At 68.0% G+C, this 16,331-nt stretch carries 15 protein-coding genes and 1 riboswitch; of the genes, 12 read left to right on the top strand and 3 right to left on the bottom strand.

Annotated features, from left to right (window positions below; translation table 11 throughout):
• Window position 1 precedes the first annotated feature (1 nt).
• The 3 genes from cobI to DEBA_RS12270 are packed head-to-tail and all read right to left on the bottom strand — an operon-like array spanning window position 2 to window position 2,741.
• Complete coding sequence (gene cobI / locus DEBA_RS12280; RefSeq protein WP_013259258.1) at window positions 2–736, bottom strand: precorrin-2 C(20)-methyltransferase; 735 nt, start codon at window positions 734–736, stop codon at window positions 2–4.
• Window positions 733–1,374: a precorrin-8X methylmutase gene (locus DEBA_RS12275; protein WP_013259257.1), complete on the bottom strand. Its 642-nt coding sequence runs from the start codon at window positions 1,372–1,374 to the stop codon at window positions 733–735. The genes cobI and DEBA_RS12275 overlap by 4 nt, the downstream gene beginning before the upstream one ends.
• A complete protein-coding gene (locus tag DEBA_RS12270) occupies window positions 1,371–2,741 on the bottom strand; it encodes a cobyrinate a,c-diamide synthase (RefSeq protein WP_043814454.1) in 1,371 nt (456 codons plus the stop codon). The genes DEBA_RS12275 and DEBA_RS12270 overlap by 4 nt, the downstream gene beginning before the upstream one ends.
• A gap of 106 nt (window positions 2,742–2,847) precedes the next feature.
• Window positions 2,848–3,036, bottom strand: a riboswitch (cobalamin riboswitch).
• Between the two features lie 152 nt (window positions 3,037–3,188).
• On the opposite strand from DEBA_RS12270, the gene DEBA_RS12265 reads away from it, so the two are divergent.
• From DEBA_RS12265 to DEBA_RS12210, 12 genes are all read left to right on the top strand, one after another.
• Entirely contained in the window at window positions 3,189–4,139 is a 951-nt protein-coding gene (locus tag DEBA_RS12265; protein WP_013259255.1) for a permease, read from the top strand.
• On the top strand, window positions 4,130–4,912 hold the full coding sequence (locus DEBA_RS12260; RefSeq protein ID WP_013259254.1) for a TIGR03943 family putative permease subunit: 783 nt from the start codon (window positions 4,130–4,132) through the stop codon (window positions 4,910–4,912). The genes DEBA_RS12265 and DEBA_RS12260 overlap by 10 nt, the downstream gene beginning before the upstream one ends.
• A 90-nt stretch (window positions 4,913–5,002) precedes the next feature.
• Window positions 5,003–5,392: a winged helix-turn-helix domain-containing protein gene (locus DEBA_RS12255; protein ID WP_013259253.1), complete on the top strand. Its 390-nt coding sequence runs from the start codon at window positions 5,003–5,005 to the stop codon at window positions 5,390–5,392.
• A gap of 29 nt (window positions 5,393–5,421) precedes the next feature.
• Entirely contained in the window at window positions 5,422–6,801 is a 1,380-nt protein-coding gene (locus DEBA_RS12250) for a sigma-54 interaction domain-containing protein (RefSeq protein ID WP_013259252.1), read from the top strand.
• Window positions 6,802–7,075: 274 nt separating this feature from the next.
• Window positions 7,076–8,230, top strand: a complete 1,155-nt coding sequence (locus tag DEBA_RS12245; protein ID WP_013259251.1) for an acyl-CoA dehydrogenase family protein — start codon at window positions 7,076–7,078, stop codon at window positions 8,228–8,230.
• Between the two features lie 16 nt (window positions 8,231–8,246).
• Window positions 8,247–9,131 (top strand): 3-hydroxyacyl-CoA dehydrogenase family protein, encoded by an 885-nt coding sequence (locus tag DEBA_RS12240; RefSeq protein WP_013259250.1) that lies wholly within the window; start codon window positions 8,247–8,249, stop codon window positions 9,129–9,131.
• Window positions 9,132–9,145: 14 nt separating this feature from the next.
• Window positions 9,146–10,324 carry an acetyl-CoA C-acyltransferase gene (locus DEBA_RS12235; protein WP_013259249.1) on the top strand — a complete coding sequence of 393 codons (1,179 nt, stop codon included), beginning with the start codon at window positions 9,146–9,148 and terminating at the stop codon, window positions 10,322–10,324.
• An 11-nt stretch (window positions 10,325–10,335) separates the two neighbouring features.
• Window positions 10,336–11,115 (top strand): enoyl-CoA hydratase/isomerase family protein, encoded by a 780-nt coding sequence (locus tag DEBA_RS12230; RefSeq protein ID WP_013259248.1) that lies wholly within the window; start codon window positions 10,336–10,338, stop codon window positions 11,113–11,115.
• 39 nt (window positions 11,116–11,154) lie between these two features.
• Window positions 11,155–12,318 carry a glutaryl-CoA dehydrogenase Acd gene (gene acd, locus DEBA_RS12225; RefSeq protein WP_013259247.1) on the top strand — a complete coding sequence of 388 codons (1,164 nt, stop codon included), beginning with the start codon at window positions 11,155–11,157 and terminating at the stop codon, window positions 12,316–12,318.
• 17 nt (window positions 12,319–12,335) lie between these two features.
• Window positions 12,336–14,066: a carboxyl transferase domain-containing protein gene (locus tag DEBA_RS12220; protein WP_013259246.1), complete on the top strand. Its 1,731-nt coding sequence runs from the start codon at window positions 12,336–12,338 to the stop codon at window positions 14,064–14,066.
• 14 nt (window positions 14,067–14,080) lie between these two features.
• Complete coding sequence (locus DEBA_RS12215; RefSeq protein ID WP_013259245.1) at window positions 14,081–14,836, top strand: enoyl-CoA hydratase/isomerase family protein; 756 nt, start codon at window positions 14,081–14,083, stop codon at window positions 14,834–14,836.
• Window positions 14,837–14,847: 11 nt separating this feature from the next.
• The gene (locus tag DEBA_RS12210) at window positions 14,848–16,287 is read left to right on the top strand and encodes an amidase (protein ID WP_013259244.1); all 1,440 of its coding nucleotides are present in this window, start codon (window positions 14,848–14,850) and stop codon (window positions 16,285–16,287) included.
• The last annotated feature ends 44 nt before the right edge of the window (window positions 16,288–16,331 follow it).

Genomic DNA, 16,331 nt, shown 5'->3' with positions numbered 1-16,331 from the left:
ATCAATCGGCCTGGGGCGCGGGCCGCCGTTTGGCGATGACCAGCGTCAGGTAATGCTGCTTCTGCCCCTTGAGCGCGCCGGCCTCGGTGGTGGCCTTTTCCTCGGCCAGGCTGACCTGGCTGGCCGCGGCCAGCGACCATTTTTCGGGCAGGGCCTCCACCGCCTCGACGATCTGGTCGAACTGGCGATAGGCCTTCATGATGACGATATTGTCGCTGATGGCCGCCAGATTGGCGATCTCGGCCGGATCGGCCACGCCGCTGATCACCGCCAGCGATTGGCGGCTTTCGACCAGGGGCGTGTTCAGGCTGGCCGCCGCCGCGTGATAGGCCGTCACGCCGGGCACGGTGACCACCGGGGCTTGGCACCCCATGTCCCGTAGCGTGCGCAGCAGATAGCCATAGGTGCTGTAGGTCAGCGGATCGCCGATGGTGATGAAGGCGGCGTCGCGGCCTTGCTCCAGGGCCTGGGCCACGGCCCCGGCGTTGGCCCGCCAGGCCTGGGCCAGCAGTTCGTGGCTGTCGGTCATGGGAAAGGGCAGGCGCACCACCTCAACCTCGGGCGGGATATGGCCCTGGGCCGTGTTCAGGGCCAGGCTGTAGCCGTTTTTGGGTGAGCTGGCCGCGAAGACCACGCTGACGCCGCGCAAAACCTCCACCGCGCGCAGGGTCATCAGCTTGGGATCGCCGGGGCCCACGCCCACGCCGTAGAGCGTGCCGATGGTTTTTTGGCTCATTTGTCGTTCTCCAGGGCCATGATGGCCAGGGCGTTGATGACGCTGGCGGCCACGGCCGAGCCGCCCTTGCGGCCACGGGCCGTGATGAAGGGCAGATCGCGCTGGCCGAGGGCGTCCTTGGCCTCGGCGGCGTTGACAAAGCCCACTGGCAGGCCCACCACCAGGCTGGGCTTGACGCGGCCGGCGTCGCAGTGCTCCAGCAGGCGCAGCAGGGCCGTGGGCGCGTTGCCGATAACGAAGATCTGGCCCAGATTTTGTTCGACGGCCAGATCCACCGCCGCCAGCGAGCGGGTGACGCCACGGGCCTTGGCGATCGCGGCCGTGGCCGGATCGTCGACCAGACAGCGGGCGACGACGCCCAGCTTGTTCAGCCGCCAGGGCGACAGGCCCATCTGGGCCATGCGTGTGTCGGTGACGATGACGCGGCCGCTTTGCAGGGCGGCCAGGCCGCTGTCGATGGCCTGGTCGTGAAACATGCAGATGTCTCGCCAATCGAAATCGGCGGTGGTGTGGATCATGCGCCGCACCACGGCCCAGCGGCGGGGGCCCCAGGGGTGCGTGCCGGCCTCGGCGTCGATGATGGCCAGGCTGCGGCGTTCGATCTCTTCGGGCGGCAGGTTCCAGGTCTGGTCGGTCATGGCTGGCCTTTCCGGCAGAACTCCACGAAATTGCGGGCCAGATCGGGGTTGCCGCCAAAATGGAAGTGCATGTAGCTGGCCACGGCGTTGCCAACGCGGTAGCCGGCCAGTCGGGCCGGGCCGCCGGCGCGGCCGCGCAGCTCGAAGACGCCGGCTTGGGCCCCGGAGGCCCCTTCATCGATGCTGGAATAATGAAACTCGTGGCCCCGGCCCGTGGTCCCGGCCGGGCCCAGGGGGTTATCGGCCGTGAAGGTGGCCTGGCGATAACCCAGGCCGGATAGCTTGTCGCCCATGCGCGTGACGATGTCCAACGCCCCGGCCATGGGCCAGCCCTGGCCGGATTTGTCCACCACCGCCTGGCCCAGGTAGAGCATGCCGCCGCATTCGGCCAAAACGGGCAGGCCGTCGGCCACGGCCCGGGCGATGGCGCGGCGCATGGTTTGATTTTGGCTTAGCTTATGGGCGAAAAGCTCCGGGTAGCCGCCGCCCAGATAAAGCCCGTCCAGGCCCGGCGGCGGGGCGGGGTCGTCGATGGGCGAGAAAAACTTCAGCGTGGCCCCGGCCTGGCGCAGGCGACGCAGGTTTTCGGCGTAATAAAAGCAAAACGCCGCGTCGCGGGCCACGCCGATGGTCACGACGGGCCGGGTGGGCGGCGCGGGTTCGTCGAGTGGGATCAAGTCCAGCTCGGCCGCGCCGGCCAGCAGGGCGTCCAGGTCCAGGCCCTGCTCGGCCCAGTCGGCCAGCCGGGCCAGCTTGGCGGCGTCGAAAGCGCCCTCGTCGGCGGTGATCAGCCCCAGGTGGCGCTCGGGCATGGCCAGGCCGGGCTCCTTGACCAGCCCGCCCAGAAACGGCGGCAGACCCGACCGGCCGGCCAGGGCCTGGCCCAAAATGGCGGCGTGGCCCGGCCCGCCCACTCGGTTGGCGATGACGCCGACAAAGCCGAGCGCCGGATCGAAGCCGACAAAGCCGCCGGCCAAAGCGGCGATGCTGCCGGCCATGCCTTTGGCGTCGACGACCAGGGCCACGGGCAGGCCCAGCAGCTTGGCCAGATGGGCCGTGGAGCCAGTGTCGTCAAGGGGGCCGAAGCCGTCGTGAAGGCCCATGACGCCCTCGACCACGGCCACGTCGGCCCCGGCGGCGTGACGCTGGAAAATGGCCCGGTTTTCGTCGGCCGAGAGCATCCAGGTGTCGAGGTTGTGGGAGGGGCGGCCGGCGGCCACGGCGTGGTGGCCGGGGTCGATGAAGTCCGGCCCGGCCTTGAAGGGCTGCACGACGAGTCCCCGGCGGCGCAGGGCCGCCAAAATGGCCATGGTCACGGTGGTTTTGCCCGCGCCGCTGGTGGCCGCGCCGATGACGAACGCTCTCAATTGGCCTCGCAAAATAAAAAAACCTCGGCCCCACGCGAGGAACCGAGGGATCGCACCCAGCTTGCTTGAACCCCAGGGTCGGCCGCCTGACGCATTGCCCGGCGTGGCGGCCTTTGGTGGAGCGGCAGGTCTTCTGGCTGACGGATCGTCCTAAAGGCCGCGCCTTCCCACCCGGTTGGGCCGGGCAGTGGCTTGGTGGCGGCTTTCGTCCCCGTTCACAGCGGCGGGACCGCGCCGGGTTCGCACCGGCTTCCCTCAAAGGCCCTCACGGGCGCCTGCTCCACGAATATGGCTCATGCATATCAACAACCCCGCCGCCTGTCAACCTCCAAAGGCCGCGCCAGCGCCGCGTGGTTTGACGGCGGGGGATGTGGTGCTATAAATTTATGGCCCACGCCGGGCGGATCGCCGCGCCGACCGCCTCTTTGCCGGAGAACGCCCAAGCCCATGAACGCCGCCACGCCCTTTGATCTGTTCGTCTCGCTGGCCCTGGCCACGTTTCTGGAGGCCGCGCCGTTTCTGTTGCTGGGCTCGATCATCGCCGTGATCTTCGACGCCTATGTCAGCGACGATTTTTTGCTGCGCCGCCTGCCCCGGGGCCGTCTGGGCGCGGCCCTGACGGGCCTGCTGGCCGGCATGGTCCTGCCCACCTGCGAATGCGGCGTGGCGCCCATCGCCCGGCGCATGATCACCCGTGGCGCGCCGCCGGGTGCGGCCCTGGCCTACATGCTGGCCGCTCCGGTGATCAATCCCCTGGTGCTGACCAGCACCTACGTGGCCTTTCGCGGCGATTGGTCGATGGTTTTGGGCCGGGTGCTGATGGTGGCCGCGCCGGCCCTGCTGGTGGGCCTGACCCTGGGCGGTCGGCCGGTGGCCGAACTGCTGCGCGGGCCCAACAATGGCGCGCCGGGCCTGGAGCTGCCCATGGCCGGCCACGGGGCGGCCTGCGCCTGCGGCTGCGGCCATGATCACGGCCACCTGCCCGGCCGGCCGCGACCGGGGGCGCTGACGCTTATGGCCCGGGTGGCCGACGAGTTTCTGGAGATGGGCAAGTATTTGATCCTGGGCTGCCTGGCCGCGGCGGCGATCAAGGCCTTTGCCCCGCCCCAGTGGCTCAGCGCCATGGGCGGCGACCCGATTTTGGCCGTTTTGACGATGATGGGCCTGGCCATATTGCTTTCGGTGTGTTCGGAGGCCGACGCCTTCGTGGCGGCCTCTTTCGTGGGCTTTCCGCCGGCGGCGATGCTGGCCTTCGTGGGCGTGGGGCCCATGGTCGATCTCAAGCTGCTGGCCATGTACGGGGCGATCTTTCGCGGCCGGGCCTTCGCGGTGCTGGTGGCCGCGCCGTGCCTGTTGGTCTTTGGCCTGGCGCTGATCTGGGGGTTGCTGTGGGGCTGATAACGCGGGCGGCGGCCGTTTTCGAGGCGCTGATGCTGGCCGGGCTGGGCGGGTTCATGGTCTGGCTGGCCTTTTCGGCCGATTATTGGCTGCTGTTGAACCCCAAATTCCGGTGGTTGACCGGCCTGGCCGGGGCGCTCCTGGCGGCGGCGGGCCTGGCCGCGATGGCCCTGGCGGCCAAGCGCCGGGCCGGAGGGGCGCGGGCGGCGCTGTTTGCGGTGCTGTTGGCCGCCTGCCTGATCAGCCAGCCGGTGGTGCTGGCCACGCCGGGCGTCGATGCGGCCAGCGTTCTGGATGAGCCGGCCCGCTCCAAGCCGACCCAGACCTCGCGGGTGGCGTGGAACGGCCAGGAATACATCCGCATCAACGTGGCCGAGCTGTTCATGCTGGCCCAAAACGCCAAGGCCGACCCCACGGCCCGGCGCTATGTTTTTCGGGCCCAGGTGGTCTCGGACCCGGAAATGGACAAGGGCGGGGTGCTTTTGGCCGGTCGGCTGATGGTCTGGTGCTGCCTGGCCGACGCGGTGGTGGTGGCCTTTTTGGTGGACCACGGCGGCCCGGCCCCGGCCCTGGGCGATTGGGTCGAGGCCTATGGCCGCTTGACGCCGGCCCAGGCAACGGCCCACGCCGGCGTGGAGGCCAAGCTCAAGGCCGGACCGATGCTGGCGATCGAGCGCAAGTATCTGTTCCGGGCCGAACGTCTGCGGCCGTGCCCGGCCCCGAGCGTGCCCTATATTTTCACCGTTCACCAGGCCGAGCCCTACGCCTATTAGCCGCCGGTCCGCGCCGTTGCCTGGGCCGGGCGGATTTTATATACTGGTCCAGGCCCCGATCAATCGCTCACCCAGCCCAGGCGGGAGTCCATGCCCAAACCGACCATCCCCCACGAACGCAACGCCCTGGCCTGCGGGCCGGAGATCGGCCACGACAAACTCAACCTCAAGGGACGCATCTGGCTGGAAAAAGACGGCAAGACGTTTTTGTCGTGGGGCCGGGTGGTGCTGCTGGAGCGCATCGACCAGGCCGGTTCGTTGTCGGCGGCGGCCCGCTCGATGGGCATGAGCTACAGCCATGCCTGGAATCTGGTCGAGGAAATGAACTGCCTGGCCGTCAGCCCTTTGGTGGAAAAGCAGGCCGGCGGGGTCAGCGGCGGCGGGGCCCGGCTCACCGAGGCCGGCCGTCAGGCCATCGCGCGTTTCTGGCGGCTGGTGGAGGAGTTTCGCCGCTGGGTCGACGAGCGCCAGGCCGATTAGGCCGGGCAAAAGGGCGGACGAGGCGCGGCATGAAAAAACCCCAGATGGAATTGGACGACCGGCTGCTGGCGGCGCTACTGCAAAACCCCCACGAGTCGCAGATCGTCGTCGACGCCCAGGGCGTGGTGCGCTTCATGAGCGAGGCGGCGCGCCAGTTTTACGGCCTGGCTCCCGAGGAGGCCGTGGGTCGCTCCATCGTCCAGATCAACCCCGAAAGCGGCCTGATGAACGTGCTCAAAACCGGCAAGGCCGAGATCGGCCGGGTTTTTTTCATGGGCGGCCGCCAGCGGGTGGTGGCGCGCATCCCGCTAAAGGACGACCAGGGCCGGGTGATCGGCGCGGCGGGCAAGCTGATTTTCTGGCATCTGGAGCGGGTGGGCGAGCTGGTGCGCCAGACGGAAGTGCTGGCTGGCCGCCTGGATTATTATGAAAAAGAACTGCGCCAGCTCTATGGCGAGCGCTATTCGCTGGAGCGGGTGGTGGGCCAGTCGCCGGCCATGCAGCAGGCCAAGCGCATCGCCGCCCAGGCCGCGGCCTCCGAGCTGGCGGTGCTGATCACCGGCGAGACCGGCACGGGCAAGGAGCTTTTCGCCCACGCCATCCACCAGATGAGCCCCCGCCGCGATCGGCCCCTGGTGCGGGTCAACTGCGCGGCCATCCCCGGCGAGCTGTTCGAGGCCGAGCTTTTCGGCTACGAGGCCGGGGCCTTTACCGGGGCCAGCCCCAGCGGCAAGCCAGGCCGCTTCGAGCTGGCCCACGGCGGCACGATATTTTTGGATGAAGTGGGCGAGCTGCCCCTGGCCCTGCAAGCCAAGCTGCTGCGCGTGATCCAGGAGCGCCAGGTGGAGCGCCTGGGCGGGGCCAAACCGCTCAACCTGGATTTCCGGGTCATCGCCGCCACCAACCGCGACCTGGAAAAGATGATGAAGGCCGGCCAGTTCCGCCAGGATTTGTTCTATCGCTTGAATATATTCCGCCTGCACACCCCGCCGCTGCGCGAGATGAGCCAGGACTTGCCCCGGCTGTGCTACGCCTTGTTGGCGCGCATCCGCGCCGAGGGCGGCCGCGCGCCGGTGCGCATCGAGCCCGAGGCCATGGCCCGGCTGCGGGCCTATGGCTGGCCCGGCAACGCCCGGGAGCTGCGCAATATCCTGGAGCGGGCCTCGGCCGAGGCGGCCGGCGATCAACTGCTGCGCGCGGCCCATCTGCCCACCGACATCCTCGAACCCGACGACGAGGCGACCCGGCCAATGGGCGGCCTGCGGGCGGCGCTGGAGCTGGCCGAGCGGCGGGCCATCGCCCGGGCGCTGGAGAGCTGCGGCGGCAACCGGGCCCGGGCGGCGCGGCTGCTGGGCATTCATCGCAGCGGGCTTTATCAGAAAATGCGGCGGCACGGCCTGGTCGACTGACCCGTCTAAAATTCACTACATGTCTAGATTTTTGCACGCCAGGCCCTAGGTCGGCCAAAACTCGGGATTAAAGCGGCCCCACGGCCCGGCGTGGTGTCTAATTTTTTATACGCCAGCCCGGCCCGCCGTCGACCGCCGCGTCGCGCATATATGGAGTAACACGTCGATATTACAATATATATATTTGACATGCCGCCATGGCCCGCTTCTTGCTCATCTTCACCCCGACAACCAAAACAACCCCGGCGGCCCCGCCGCCATCAGGAGGCGAAGCATGGACTTTGATATCCCCGAAAATCTGCGCATGATGGTCGACACCGTGGCCAAATTCGTCAAGCAAGACCTGGAGCCCATCAGCCAGCAGGTCGAGGACGAAGACCACATCCCCGAGGACGTGGTGCAAAAAATGCGCGAGCTGGGCCTGTTTGGCCTGTCCATCCCCGAGGAGTACGGCGGCCTGGAGCTGGGCACGCTGGGCGAATGCCTCTGCTACGAGGAGCTTTCCAAGACCAACGCCTGCTTCCGCTCGCGCATCGGCACCAACAACGGCATCGGCTCCCAGGGTATTTTGCTAGACGGCACGCCCCAGCAGAAAGAGCGCTATCTGCCCAACCTGGCCAGCGGCCAGTGGACCGCCTGCTTCGCCCTCACCGAGCCCGAGGCCGGCTCCGACGCGGCCAACATCCAGACCACCGCCGAACTCAAAGGCGACCACTGGGTGCTCAACGGCCGCAAGCACTTCATCACCAACGGCGACATCGCCGACGTGGCCACGGTTTTCGCCGCCAACGACCGCCAGAAAAAGGCCCGTGGCGGCATCACCGCCTTCATCGTCGAAAAGACCTTCCCCGGATTCTACGTCGGCACCATCGAACGCAAGATGGGCCTGCGCGGCAGCCACACCTGCGAGCTGATCTTCGACGACTGCCGCGTCCCCCGCGAAAACGTCATCGGCGGCGAGACCAACGTGGGCCAGGGCTTCAAGACGGCCATGAAGACCCTGGACAAGGGCCGCCTGACCATGGGCGCCTCGGCCCTGGGCTCGGCCCAGAAGCTTATGGACCTGTCCATCGCCTACGCCAAACAGCGCGTGCAGTTTGGCCAACCCATCGCCAATTTCCAGGCCATCCAGATCAAGCTGGCCGACATGGCCACCCACATCTACGCCGCCCGCCAGATGCTCTATCACGCCGCTTGGCTGCGCGACAAGCGGGGCGCGGCCGTGGTCAAGGAGGCCTCGATGGTCAAGCTTTTCTGCACCGAGATGGCCAACCGCGCCGCCGACATGGCCGTGCAGATCCACGGCGGCATGGGCTACGTGCGCGATTTCCCGGTCGAGCGCTTTTACCGCGACCTGCGCCTGACCACCATTTACGAAGGCACCAGCGAGATCCAGCGCACGGTCATCGCCCGCGAGATTCTCAAATAGCCAGGGGAGGGAAGTTGTGGAAATAAAACAGGTGTTCGTCATCGGCGGCGGTTTGATGGGCTCGGGCATCGCCCAGGTATGCGCCCAGGCCGGCCTGAACGTGTGCCTCCACGACGCCTCGGCGGCGGCCGTGGAAAAGGCCGTCAAGTCCATTGCCTGGTCGGTGGGCAAGTTTGTCGAAAAGGGCCTGGTCCAGGGCTCGGCCGAGGAGATCGTCGGCCGCATCCGGCCCTGCGCCAGCCTGCAAGAGGCCGCCGCGGCCGATCTGATCATCGAGGTGGTTTTCGAAAACATCGAGGTCAAAAAGCAGGTCTTTCAGCAGATCGGGGCCATCGCCCGGCCCGAGGCCCTGGTGGCCAGCAACACCAGCGCCATCCCCATCAGCCAGTTGGCGGCCTTTGTCCCCGGGCCCGAGCGCTTTTTGGGCCTGCACTTTTTCAGCCCCGTGCCGATGATGAAGGCCGTGGAGGTCATTCGCGGCATGCAAACCAGCGCCGCGACCTTCGAGGCCGGCCGCCGCTTCGCCATCCAGATCGGCAAGGATCCGATCATGGTCCAGCGCGACGTGGCCGGCTTCGTGATCAACCGCATCAATTTTCCCAGCACCATCGAGGCGATGAACCTGGTCGAGGCCGGCGTGGCCACGGTCGAGGACATCGACAAGGGCCTGCGCCTGGCCTCGGGCCGCAAGATGGGCATCTTCGAGACCGGCGACATGGTCGGCCTCGACGTGACCTATGGCGCGCTGAAATCCATGTTCGAGGAGACCGGCGACCCCCGCTGGCATCCGCCGCTTTTGCTGCGGCGCAAGGTCGGCGCGGGGCAACTGGGCCGCAAGACCGGCGTGGGTTGGTACGAATATGACGCCAAGGGCCAAAAAATCGGCCCGGCCAAGATATGAAGGAGAATATGATCATGTCCGATGTAGTGATTCTCGGCGCGGCGCGCACGGCCGTGGGCCGTTTCGGCGGCTCGCTCAAGGCCGTCACCGACCGCCAACTGGGCGCGTTGGTCATCAAGGAAGCCATGGCCAGGGCCGGCGTCAGCCCCGATCAGGTCGAGGAAGTGGTCTTTGCCCAGCAATATCGCACCGGCGTCCTGCCGCCCAACATGGCTCGGCCCATCTCGGTCGACGCGGGCATTCCCATCCCCGTGCCCAACTTCAGCGTGGCCAAGGCCTGCGGCGGCTCGCTCAAGAGCGTCTTTTTGGCCGCCCAGGCCATCAAGGCCGGCGACGCCAGGGTGCTGGTGGCCGGCGGGCTCGAACACATGACCAACGCCGCCTATCTGCTGCCGACCATGCGCTGGGGCCAGCGCCTGGGCCACGGCCAGGTCATGGATCAGTTGGTGCTTTTCGACCCCATCAGCGGCAACACCATGGGCGAAACCGCCGAAAACGTGGCCGAAAAATACGCCATCAGCCGGGAAGATCAAGACGCCTTCGCCCTGGCCAGCCAGCAAAAGGCCGCCGCCGCCCAGGCCGCCGGTCGCTTCGACGAGCAGATCGTGGCCGTGCCCATCCCCCAGAAAAAAGGCGAGCCCAAGCTCTTTGCCCGTGACGAGCACCCCCGCCCCGAGACCACCCTCGAAGAGCTGGCCAAGCTCAAGCCCGTCTTCCGCAAGGGCGGCAGCGTCACCGCCGGCAACTCCAGCGGCATGAACGACGGCGCGGCGGCGACGGTGGTGGCCCAGCGCCAGTGGGCCGCCGAGCGCGGGCTTAAACCCCTGGCCAGCGTCGTCGGCTACGCCTCGGTGGGCGTGGAGCCCTCGCTGATGGGCATCGGCCCGGTGGACGCCACCAAGGCCGTGCTGGCCAAGACGGGCCTGAGCGTAAGCGACATCGGCCTGGTGGAGCTCAACGAGGCCTTTGCCTCGCAGTCGCTGGCCTGCATCCGCGAACTGGGCCTGGACATGGAGCGCGTCAACGTCAATGGCGGGGCCATCGCCCTGGGCCACCCCATCAGCGGCACCGGCGGGGTGATCCTCACCAAGTTGGTCTACGAAATGAAGCGCGCCGGCGTGGAGCTGGGCCTGGCCACGATGTGCCTGGGCGGCGGCCAGGGCGTGGCCCTGATCGTGCGCAACGAAGCCTAGGAGGGCAAAGCATGGCCGAACTTTGCAGCTATGTCATCGAGGAACAGATCGCCGTGGTCACCATCGACCACCCGCCCATGAACGCCCTTGACGAGGCCACCAAGGAGGCCATCGGCCGCGTCTTCGACGAGCTGGACCAGCGCCGCGACGAGCTGCGCGCGGCGATCCTGCGCGGGGCCGGCGATAAGGCCTTCGTGGCCGGGGCCGACATCAATTCGTTCCTGACCCTCACGCCCGATGCGGCCAAGCGCCGCCAAAAGCGCACCCACGCCATCGTGGCCAAGATCGAGGACTTTCAGTGGCCGGTCATCGCCGCCATCGACGGTTTTTGCCTGGGCGGCGGGCTGGAGCTGGCCCTGTGCTGCGACGTGCGCTACGCCGAGGAGCAGTCCCGCTTCGGCTTTCCCGAGGTGAACCTGGCCATCTTTCCCGGCAACGGCGGCACCGTGCGCAGCCTGCGCCACGCGCCCCTGGGCAAGGTCAAGGAGCTGATTTTCGGCGGCGAGATGATCAGCGCCCAGGAGGCCCTGGCCTGCGGGCTCATCGAAAAGGTCGTGCCCCGGGGCCAGGCGCTGGAGGCGGCCATGACCCTGGCCCGGCGCATCGCCGGACGGGGGCCGCTGGGCGTGGCCGCGGCAAAAAAGAGCATCAACCGCGCCCGCGAGCTGAGCGTGGCCATGGGCCTGGAGAGCGAAAGCGACCTGTGGTCGGGCCTGTGCGCCACCGAGGATCAAAAAGAAGGCGCGCGGGCCTTTTTGGAAAAACGACCGCCCAAGTTCCTGGGCCGCTAGCTTTTGGCGCCAACCCGCTGGCTGGCTTTGGAGGAAAAAATGCACTTCGCGCTCAGCGACGAACTGGCCATGCTGCGTGAGGCCGCGCGCAAGTTCGCCCAGGAAAAGATCGCCCCCTTTGCCGACAAATGGGACGCCGAGCACTATTTCCCCTATCACGAGGCCGTCTTGCCCATGGCCGAGCTGGGCTTTTTCGGCACGGTCATCCCAGAGGAATACGGCGGCAACGCCATGGGCTGGCTGGCGACGATGATCCTCAGCGAAGAGATTGCCCGGGCCTCCAGCGGGCTGCGCGTGCAGGTCAATCTGCAAGAGCTGGGCTGCGCCCACGCCATTCTGCGCCATGGAACCGACCGGGCCAAGGAGCGCTACATCCCCAAGCTGGTCAGCGCCCAATGGCTGGGCGGCTTCGCCATCACCGAGCCCAACGCCGGCAGCGACGTGATGGCCATCAGCTCGGTGGCCGTGGACAAAGGCGATCACTTCGAACTGAGCGGGGCCAAGACCTGGATCAGCAACGCCCCCGTGGCCGACTGCGTGGTGTTCTACGCCTACACCGACCGCGCCGCCGGCTCCAAGGGCCTGAGCGCCTTCGTCGTCGACCTTAAAGACAACCCCGCCGTGCGCGTCAGCACCCTGGACAAGCTGGGCAGCCATTGCAGCCCCACCGGCGAGATCGTCCTCGACGGCGCGCGCGTGCCCCGCGAAAACCTCTTGGGCCGGCCCGGCGACGGGGCCAAGATCGTCTTCGGCTCGCTGAACCAGACCCGCCTGCAAGCCGCCGCCGGCGGCGTGGGCCTGGCCCAGGCCTGCCTGGATCAGGCCGTGGCCTACGCCAACAGCCGTGAGCAGTTCGGCCGGCCCATCGCCCAAAATCAGATGATCCAGGATCAGATAGCCCGCATGGCCACCGAGGTGGAGTGCGCGCGCCTGCTGGTTTACCGGGCGGCCTGGCAAAAGGACCAGGGCCGGCTGGACAACGGCCGCGAGGTGGCCATGGCCAAGTACAAGGCCGGCGAGGTGGCGGCCATGTGCGCCGAACAGGCCATGCGCATCCTGGGGGCCTATGGCTACTCCACCGAATACCCCGTGGCTCGTTATCACCGCGACGCGCCGACTTATTACATGGTCGAGGGCTCGGCCAACATCTGCAAGTGGATCGTGGCCCTGGACGAACTGGGCCTGCGCAAGGCCGGCCGCTAAAGGAAAAGGGGCTTTTCATGCATCGTTATTTTCGCCAGATGCCCCCACTGGATCTGGGCCGCGACCCGGCCCCGGACCAGGCCAACCGCCAGCGCCTGGCGGCTATCGAACAAGAGATCGCCGCCCTGGCCGCCGCCCCGCGCCAGGCCGGCACGCCAGACGAAGACGTGCACAGGCGCGGCCAACTGACCGTGTGGGAGCGCCTGGCCGCCCTGGTCGAGCCGGGCAGTTTGCGGCCGCTGCTTAGCCTCTACGACCCCGAGCAAAACGAGGAAGGCCTCACCGGCGTGGTCTGCGCCCTGGGCCGCATCAGCGGGCGCTGGTGCGTGGTGGCCGGCTTTGACAACAAATCGCTGGCCGGGGCCTGGCTGCCGGGCCAGCCCGAAAAAAAGCTGCGCGTGACCGATCTGGCCACGCGACTGCGCCTGCCGCTGGTCTGGCTGGTCAACTGCTCGGGCGTCAAGCTCAGCCAGCAGCACCGTGTCTACGGCGGCCGGCGAGGCGGCGGGGCCAATTTTTTCCGCCACGCCGAGATGGCCGTGGCCGGTCTGCCGGTGCTGGCCGGCGTGTTCGGCTCCAACCCGGCCGGTGGCGGCTATCAGGCCTGTAGCCCCACGCTGATCATCGCCCACGACAAGGCCGAGATGAGCGCCGGCGGCGGCGCGGTGCTGGGCGGCATGGGCGGGGCCGGGCCCTTTGACATCGATCAGGCCATGGAGTTGATCGCCGAGATGGCCCGCCGCCAGGCCGATCCGCCCGGCACGGCGGCCACGCACTTTGACGTCACCGGCTTTTTCCGCGAGATCTATCCCAGCGAGCCCGAGGTGTTGGCCGCCCTGCAACAGCGCGTGGCCCAGTTGCCGGCCTTTGATCCGGCCTTTTTTCGCGTGGACGACCCCGCCCCGCCCCTGGCCCCGGCCGACGAGCTTTATGACATCCTGCCCCTGGACAACGACCGGCCCTACAAGATAGAACAGATTCTGGCCCGGCTGGTGGACGGATCGAGCCACCGGGAGTATCGCCGGGATTTCGGGCCGGAGATCTATTGCGGCCTGGTCAAGCTGGCCGGCCTGGCCGTGGGCCTGGTTGCCAACCGCCAGGGCGAACTGCCCGCCGGCTATCCGGCCTACGCCGCCGGGGCCTATCAGGGCCGGGGCGGCACGATCTTCCGCGACGGGCTGCTCAAGATGGCCGAGTTCACCACCCTCTGCGGCCGCGACCGCCTGCCCATGATCTGGCTGCAAGACCACGACGGCCTGGACCTGGGCGATCTGGCCGAGCGGGCCGAGGTGCTGGGCCTGGGCCAGAGCCTGGTCTACAGCATCCAGCAATCGGGCCTGCCGATGCTGGCGGTGGTGCTGCGCAAGGGCACGGTGGCCCCGCACTATCAGATGGGCGGCCCGCCGGCCAACCGCAACAACGCCCTGACCCTGGGCCTGGCCAGCAGCGAGATCTACGTCATGCGGCCGCGCACCGCCGCCGCCGCCGCCCTGGGGCGCAAGTTGGCCCGCCAGCACGAAAAAGGCCTGCCTCTGGAGCCGGTTATCGCGCAGATGAACGCCATGATCGCCGATTATCACGACAAGGCGCGGCCGGCCTATCTGGCCCAGGCCGGCCTGGTCGACGAGGTGGCGCGCCTGGCCGATCTGCGCGCCTATCTCACGGCCTTTGCCGAGGCGGCCTATCAAAACCCCGCCTCGTTGTGTCCTCAGCACCAGATGATCTTGCCGCGCCTGTGCGCGCTTTGACCGGGAGCTTGTTCATGGATTTACGATTTTTGCTGCTGGAGATCGGCCACGGCGTGGCCACGGTGACCATCCACCGCCCTGACAAGGGCAACGCCCTGGCCCCCGAGGTGTTGGAGGAGCTGACCGAAGTCTTCGAGGGCCTGGGCCGGATGGCCGAGGTCAACGTGGCGGTGCTCACCGGCGGAGAGAAGTTCTTTTCGGCCGGCTTTGACCTCAACTTCATCCGCACGCTGGAAAAGGTCTCCAACGAGGCCTTCACGGCGCTGTTTCACCGGGCTTACCGGGCGATCATGTTCTGCCCCCAGCCGGTGATCGCCGCCGTGGGCGGCCCGGCCATCGCCGGCGGTTTTGACCTGAGCCTGATGTGCGACATCCGCTACGCCTCCCAGCGGGCCAAGTTTGGCCAGCGCGAGATCGCCCTGTCGCTGACGCCGATCATGGACCCGCTGTGGCGCGTCATCGGCCTGGGCCGGGCCATGGAGGTGGCGCTCACCGGGCGCATCTACGACGCGGCCGAGGCCCTGGCCATGGGCTACGTCAGCAAGGTCTTCCCCACCGGCGAGCTGCTGGAAAACGTCGGCCAGATCGCCCGCCAGATGGCCTCCTACGACCGCCAGTGCCTGGCCGAGACCAAGCGCCTGGGCCAGACCATCGTCAACCACGACCTGGACGGGGCCATGAAGCTGCAAGAGTGGCTCTTCCGTGGCTATATCGGCTCGGAGGACAATCACCAGCGGGTTGACGCCCTGCTGGCCAGCCTGAAAAAATAAGCGGAGAAACCATGCCCGACCACGACGAACTGGCCTTTTTGGACGCCACCGCCCAGGCCGAGCTGGTGCGCAAAGGCGAGCTGACCCCCAGCGAGCTGCTGGAGTCGGCCATCGCCCGCGCCGAAAAACTAAACCCCACCCTCAACGCCATCATCACGCCCCTTTACGACCTGGCCCGCCAGACGGCGGCCGGGCCCTTGCCCGATGGGCCCTTCAAGGGCGCGCCGTTTTTGCTCAAAGACATCATGGCCGCCCAGGCTGGCGTGCCCCAGGCCTGCGGGACCGCCGCGCTCAAAGGCCACGCGCCCAAGCGCGACGCCACCCTCACCGCGCGCTACAAGGCCGCCGGCCTGGTCATTTTCGGCCGCACCAACACGCCGGAGTTTGGCCTGCTGCCCACCACCGAGCCGCGCCTGTTCGGCCCCACCAAAAATCCTTGGGCCCTGGAGCGCACGCCCGGCGGCTCCAGCGGCGGCTCGGCCGCGGCGGTGGCCGCCGGTCTGGCCCCCATGGCCCACGCTAACGACGGCGGCGGCTCGATCCGCATCCCGGCCTCGTGTTGCGGCCTGTTTGGCCTCAAGCCCACCAGGGCCCGCAACCCCAAGGGGCCCGTGGTCGGCGACGCCATGGGCGGCATGCTTGAGGAGCACGCCCTCACCCGCTCGGTGCGCGACAGCGCCTTGCTGCTCGACTGCACCAGCGGCCCCGAGCCCGGCGACCCCTATTGGGCCCCGCCCAAGGAGCGCCCTTATATCCAGGAAGCAGCCACCGAGCCCGGCCGGCTGCGCATCGCTTTTTCGGCCAAGACCGCGGCCGGCGGGCCGGTGCATCCAGACTGCCTGGCGGCCATGGAAAGCGCGGCCAAGCTCTGCGCCGAGTTGGGCCACATCGTCGAGGAGGACGCGCCCAGCCTGCGCGGCCAGCAGGACATGGGCCGGCTGTTCACCATCTTGTGGACCGCCGGCCTGGTGGGCAACATCCACGCCGTGGCCATGGTCACCGGCAAAAAGCCAGACCCGGCCGACTACGAGCCCCTGACCTGGGCGCTCTATCAGCGGGGCCTGGAAGTCAAGGCCGGCGATTATCTAAACGTCGTGGCCGCCACCCAGCTCTGGTCCCGCCAGATGGCCGCCTTCATGGCGCGCCACGACGTGTGGCTGACGCCGACCCTGGCCGAGCCGCCCCTGCCGCTGGGCTCCTTTGACGTGGTGAACAACAAGCCCATGGACGCCTGGACCAGGGGCGCGGCCTTCGTGCCCTACACGCCGCTGCAAAACTGCACCGGCCAGCCGGCCATGAGCGTGCCGTTATATTGGAACGACCAGGGCCTGCCCATCGGCTGCCACTTCGTGGGCCGCTTTGGCGACGAGGCCACGCTGTTTCGCCTGGCTGGCCAGTTGGAGCGGGCGCGGCCCTGGGCCGGTCGCCGGCCGCCGCTGGACGCCGCGTAAAAAAAAGCCGACCCGGCCGGATCGGCTTGGTCGGTCGAGCCAAA

The organism is Desulfarculus baarsii DSM 2075 (assembly GCF_000143965.1).
Lineage (GTDB): Bacteria > Desulfobacterota > Desulfarculia > Desulfarculales > Desulfarculaceae > Desulfarculus > Desulfarculus baarsii.
The sequence above is the reverse complement of the archived record's forward strand: the minus strand, read 5'-3'. Positions and strand labels throughout refer to the sequence as shown.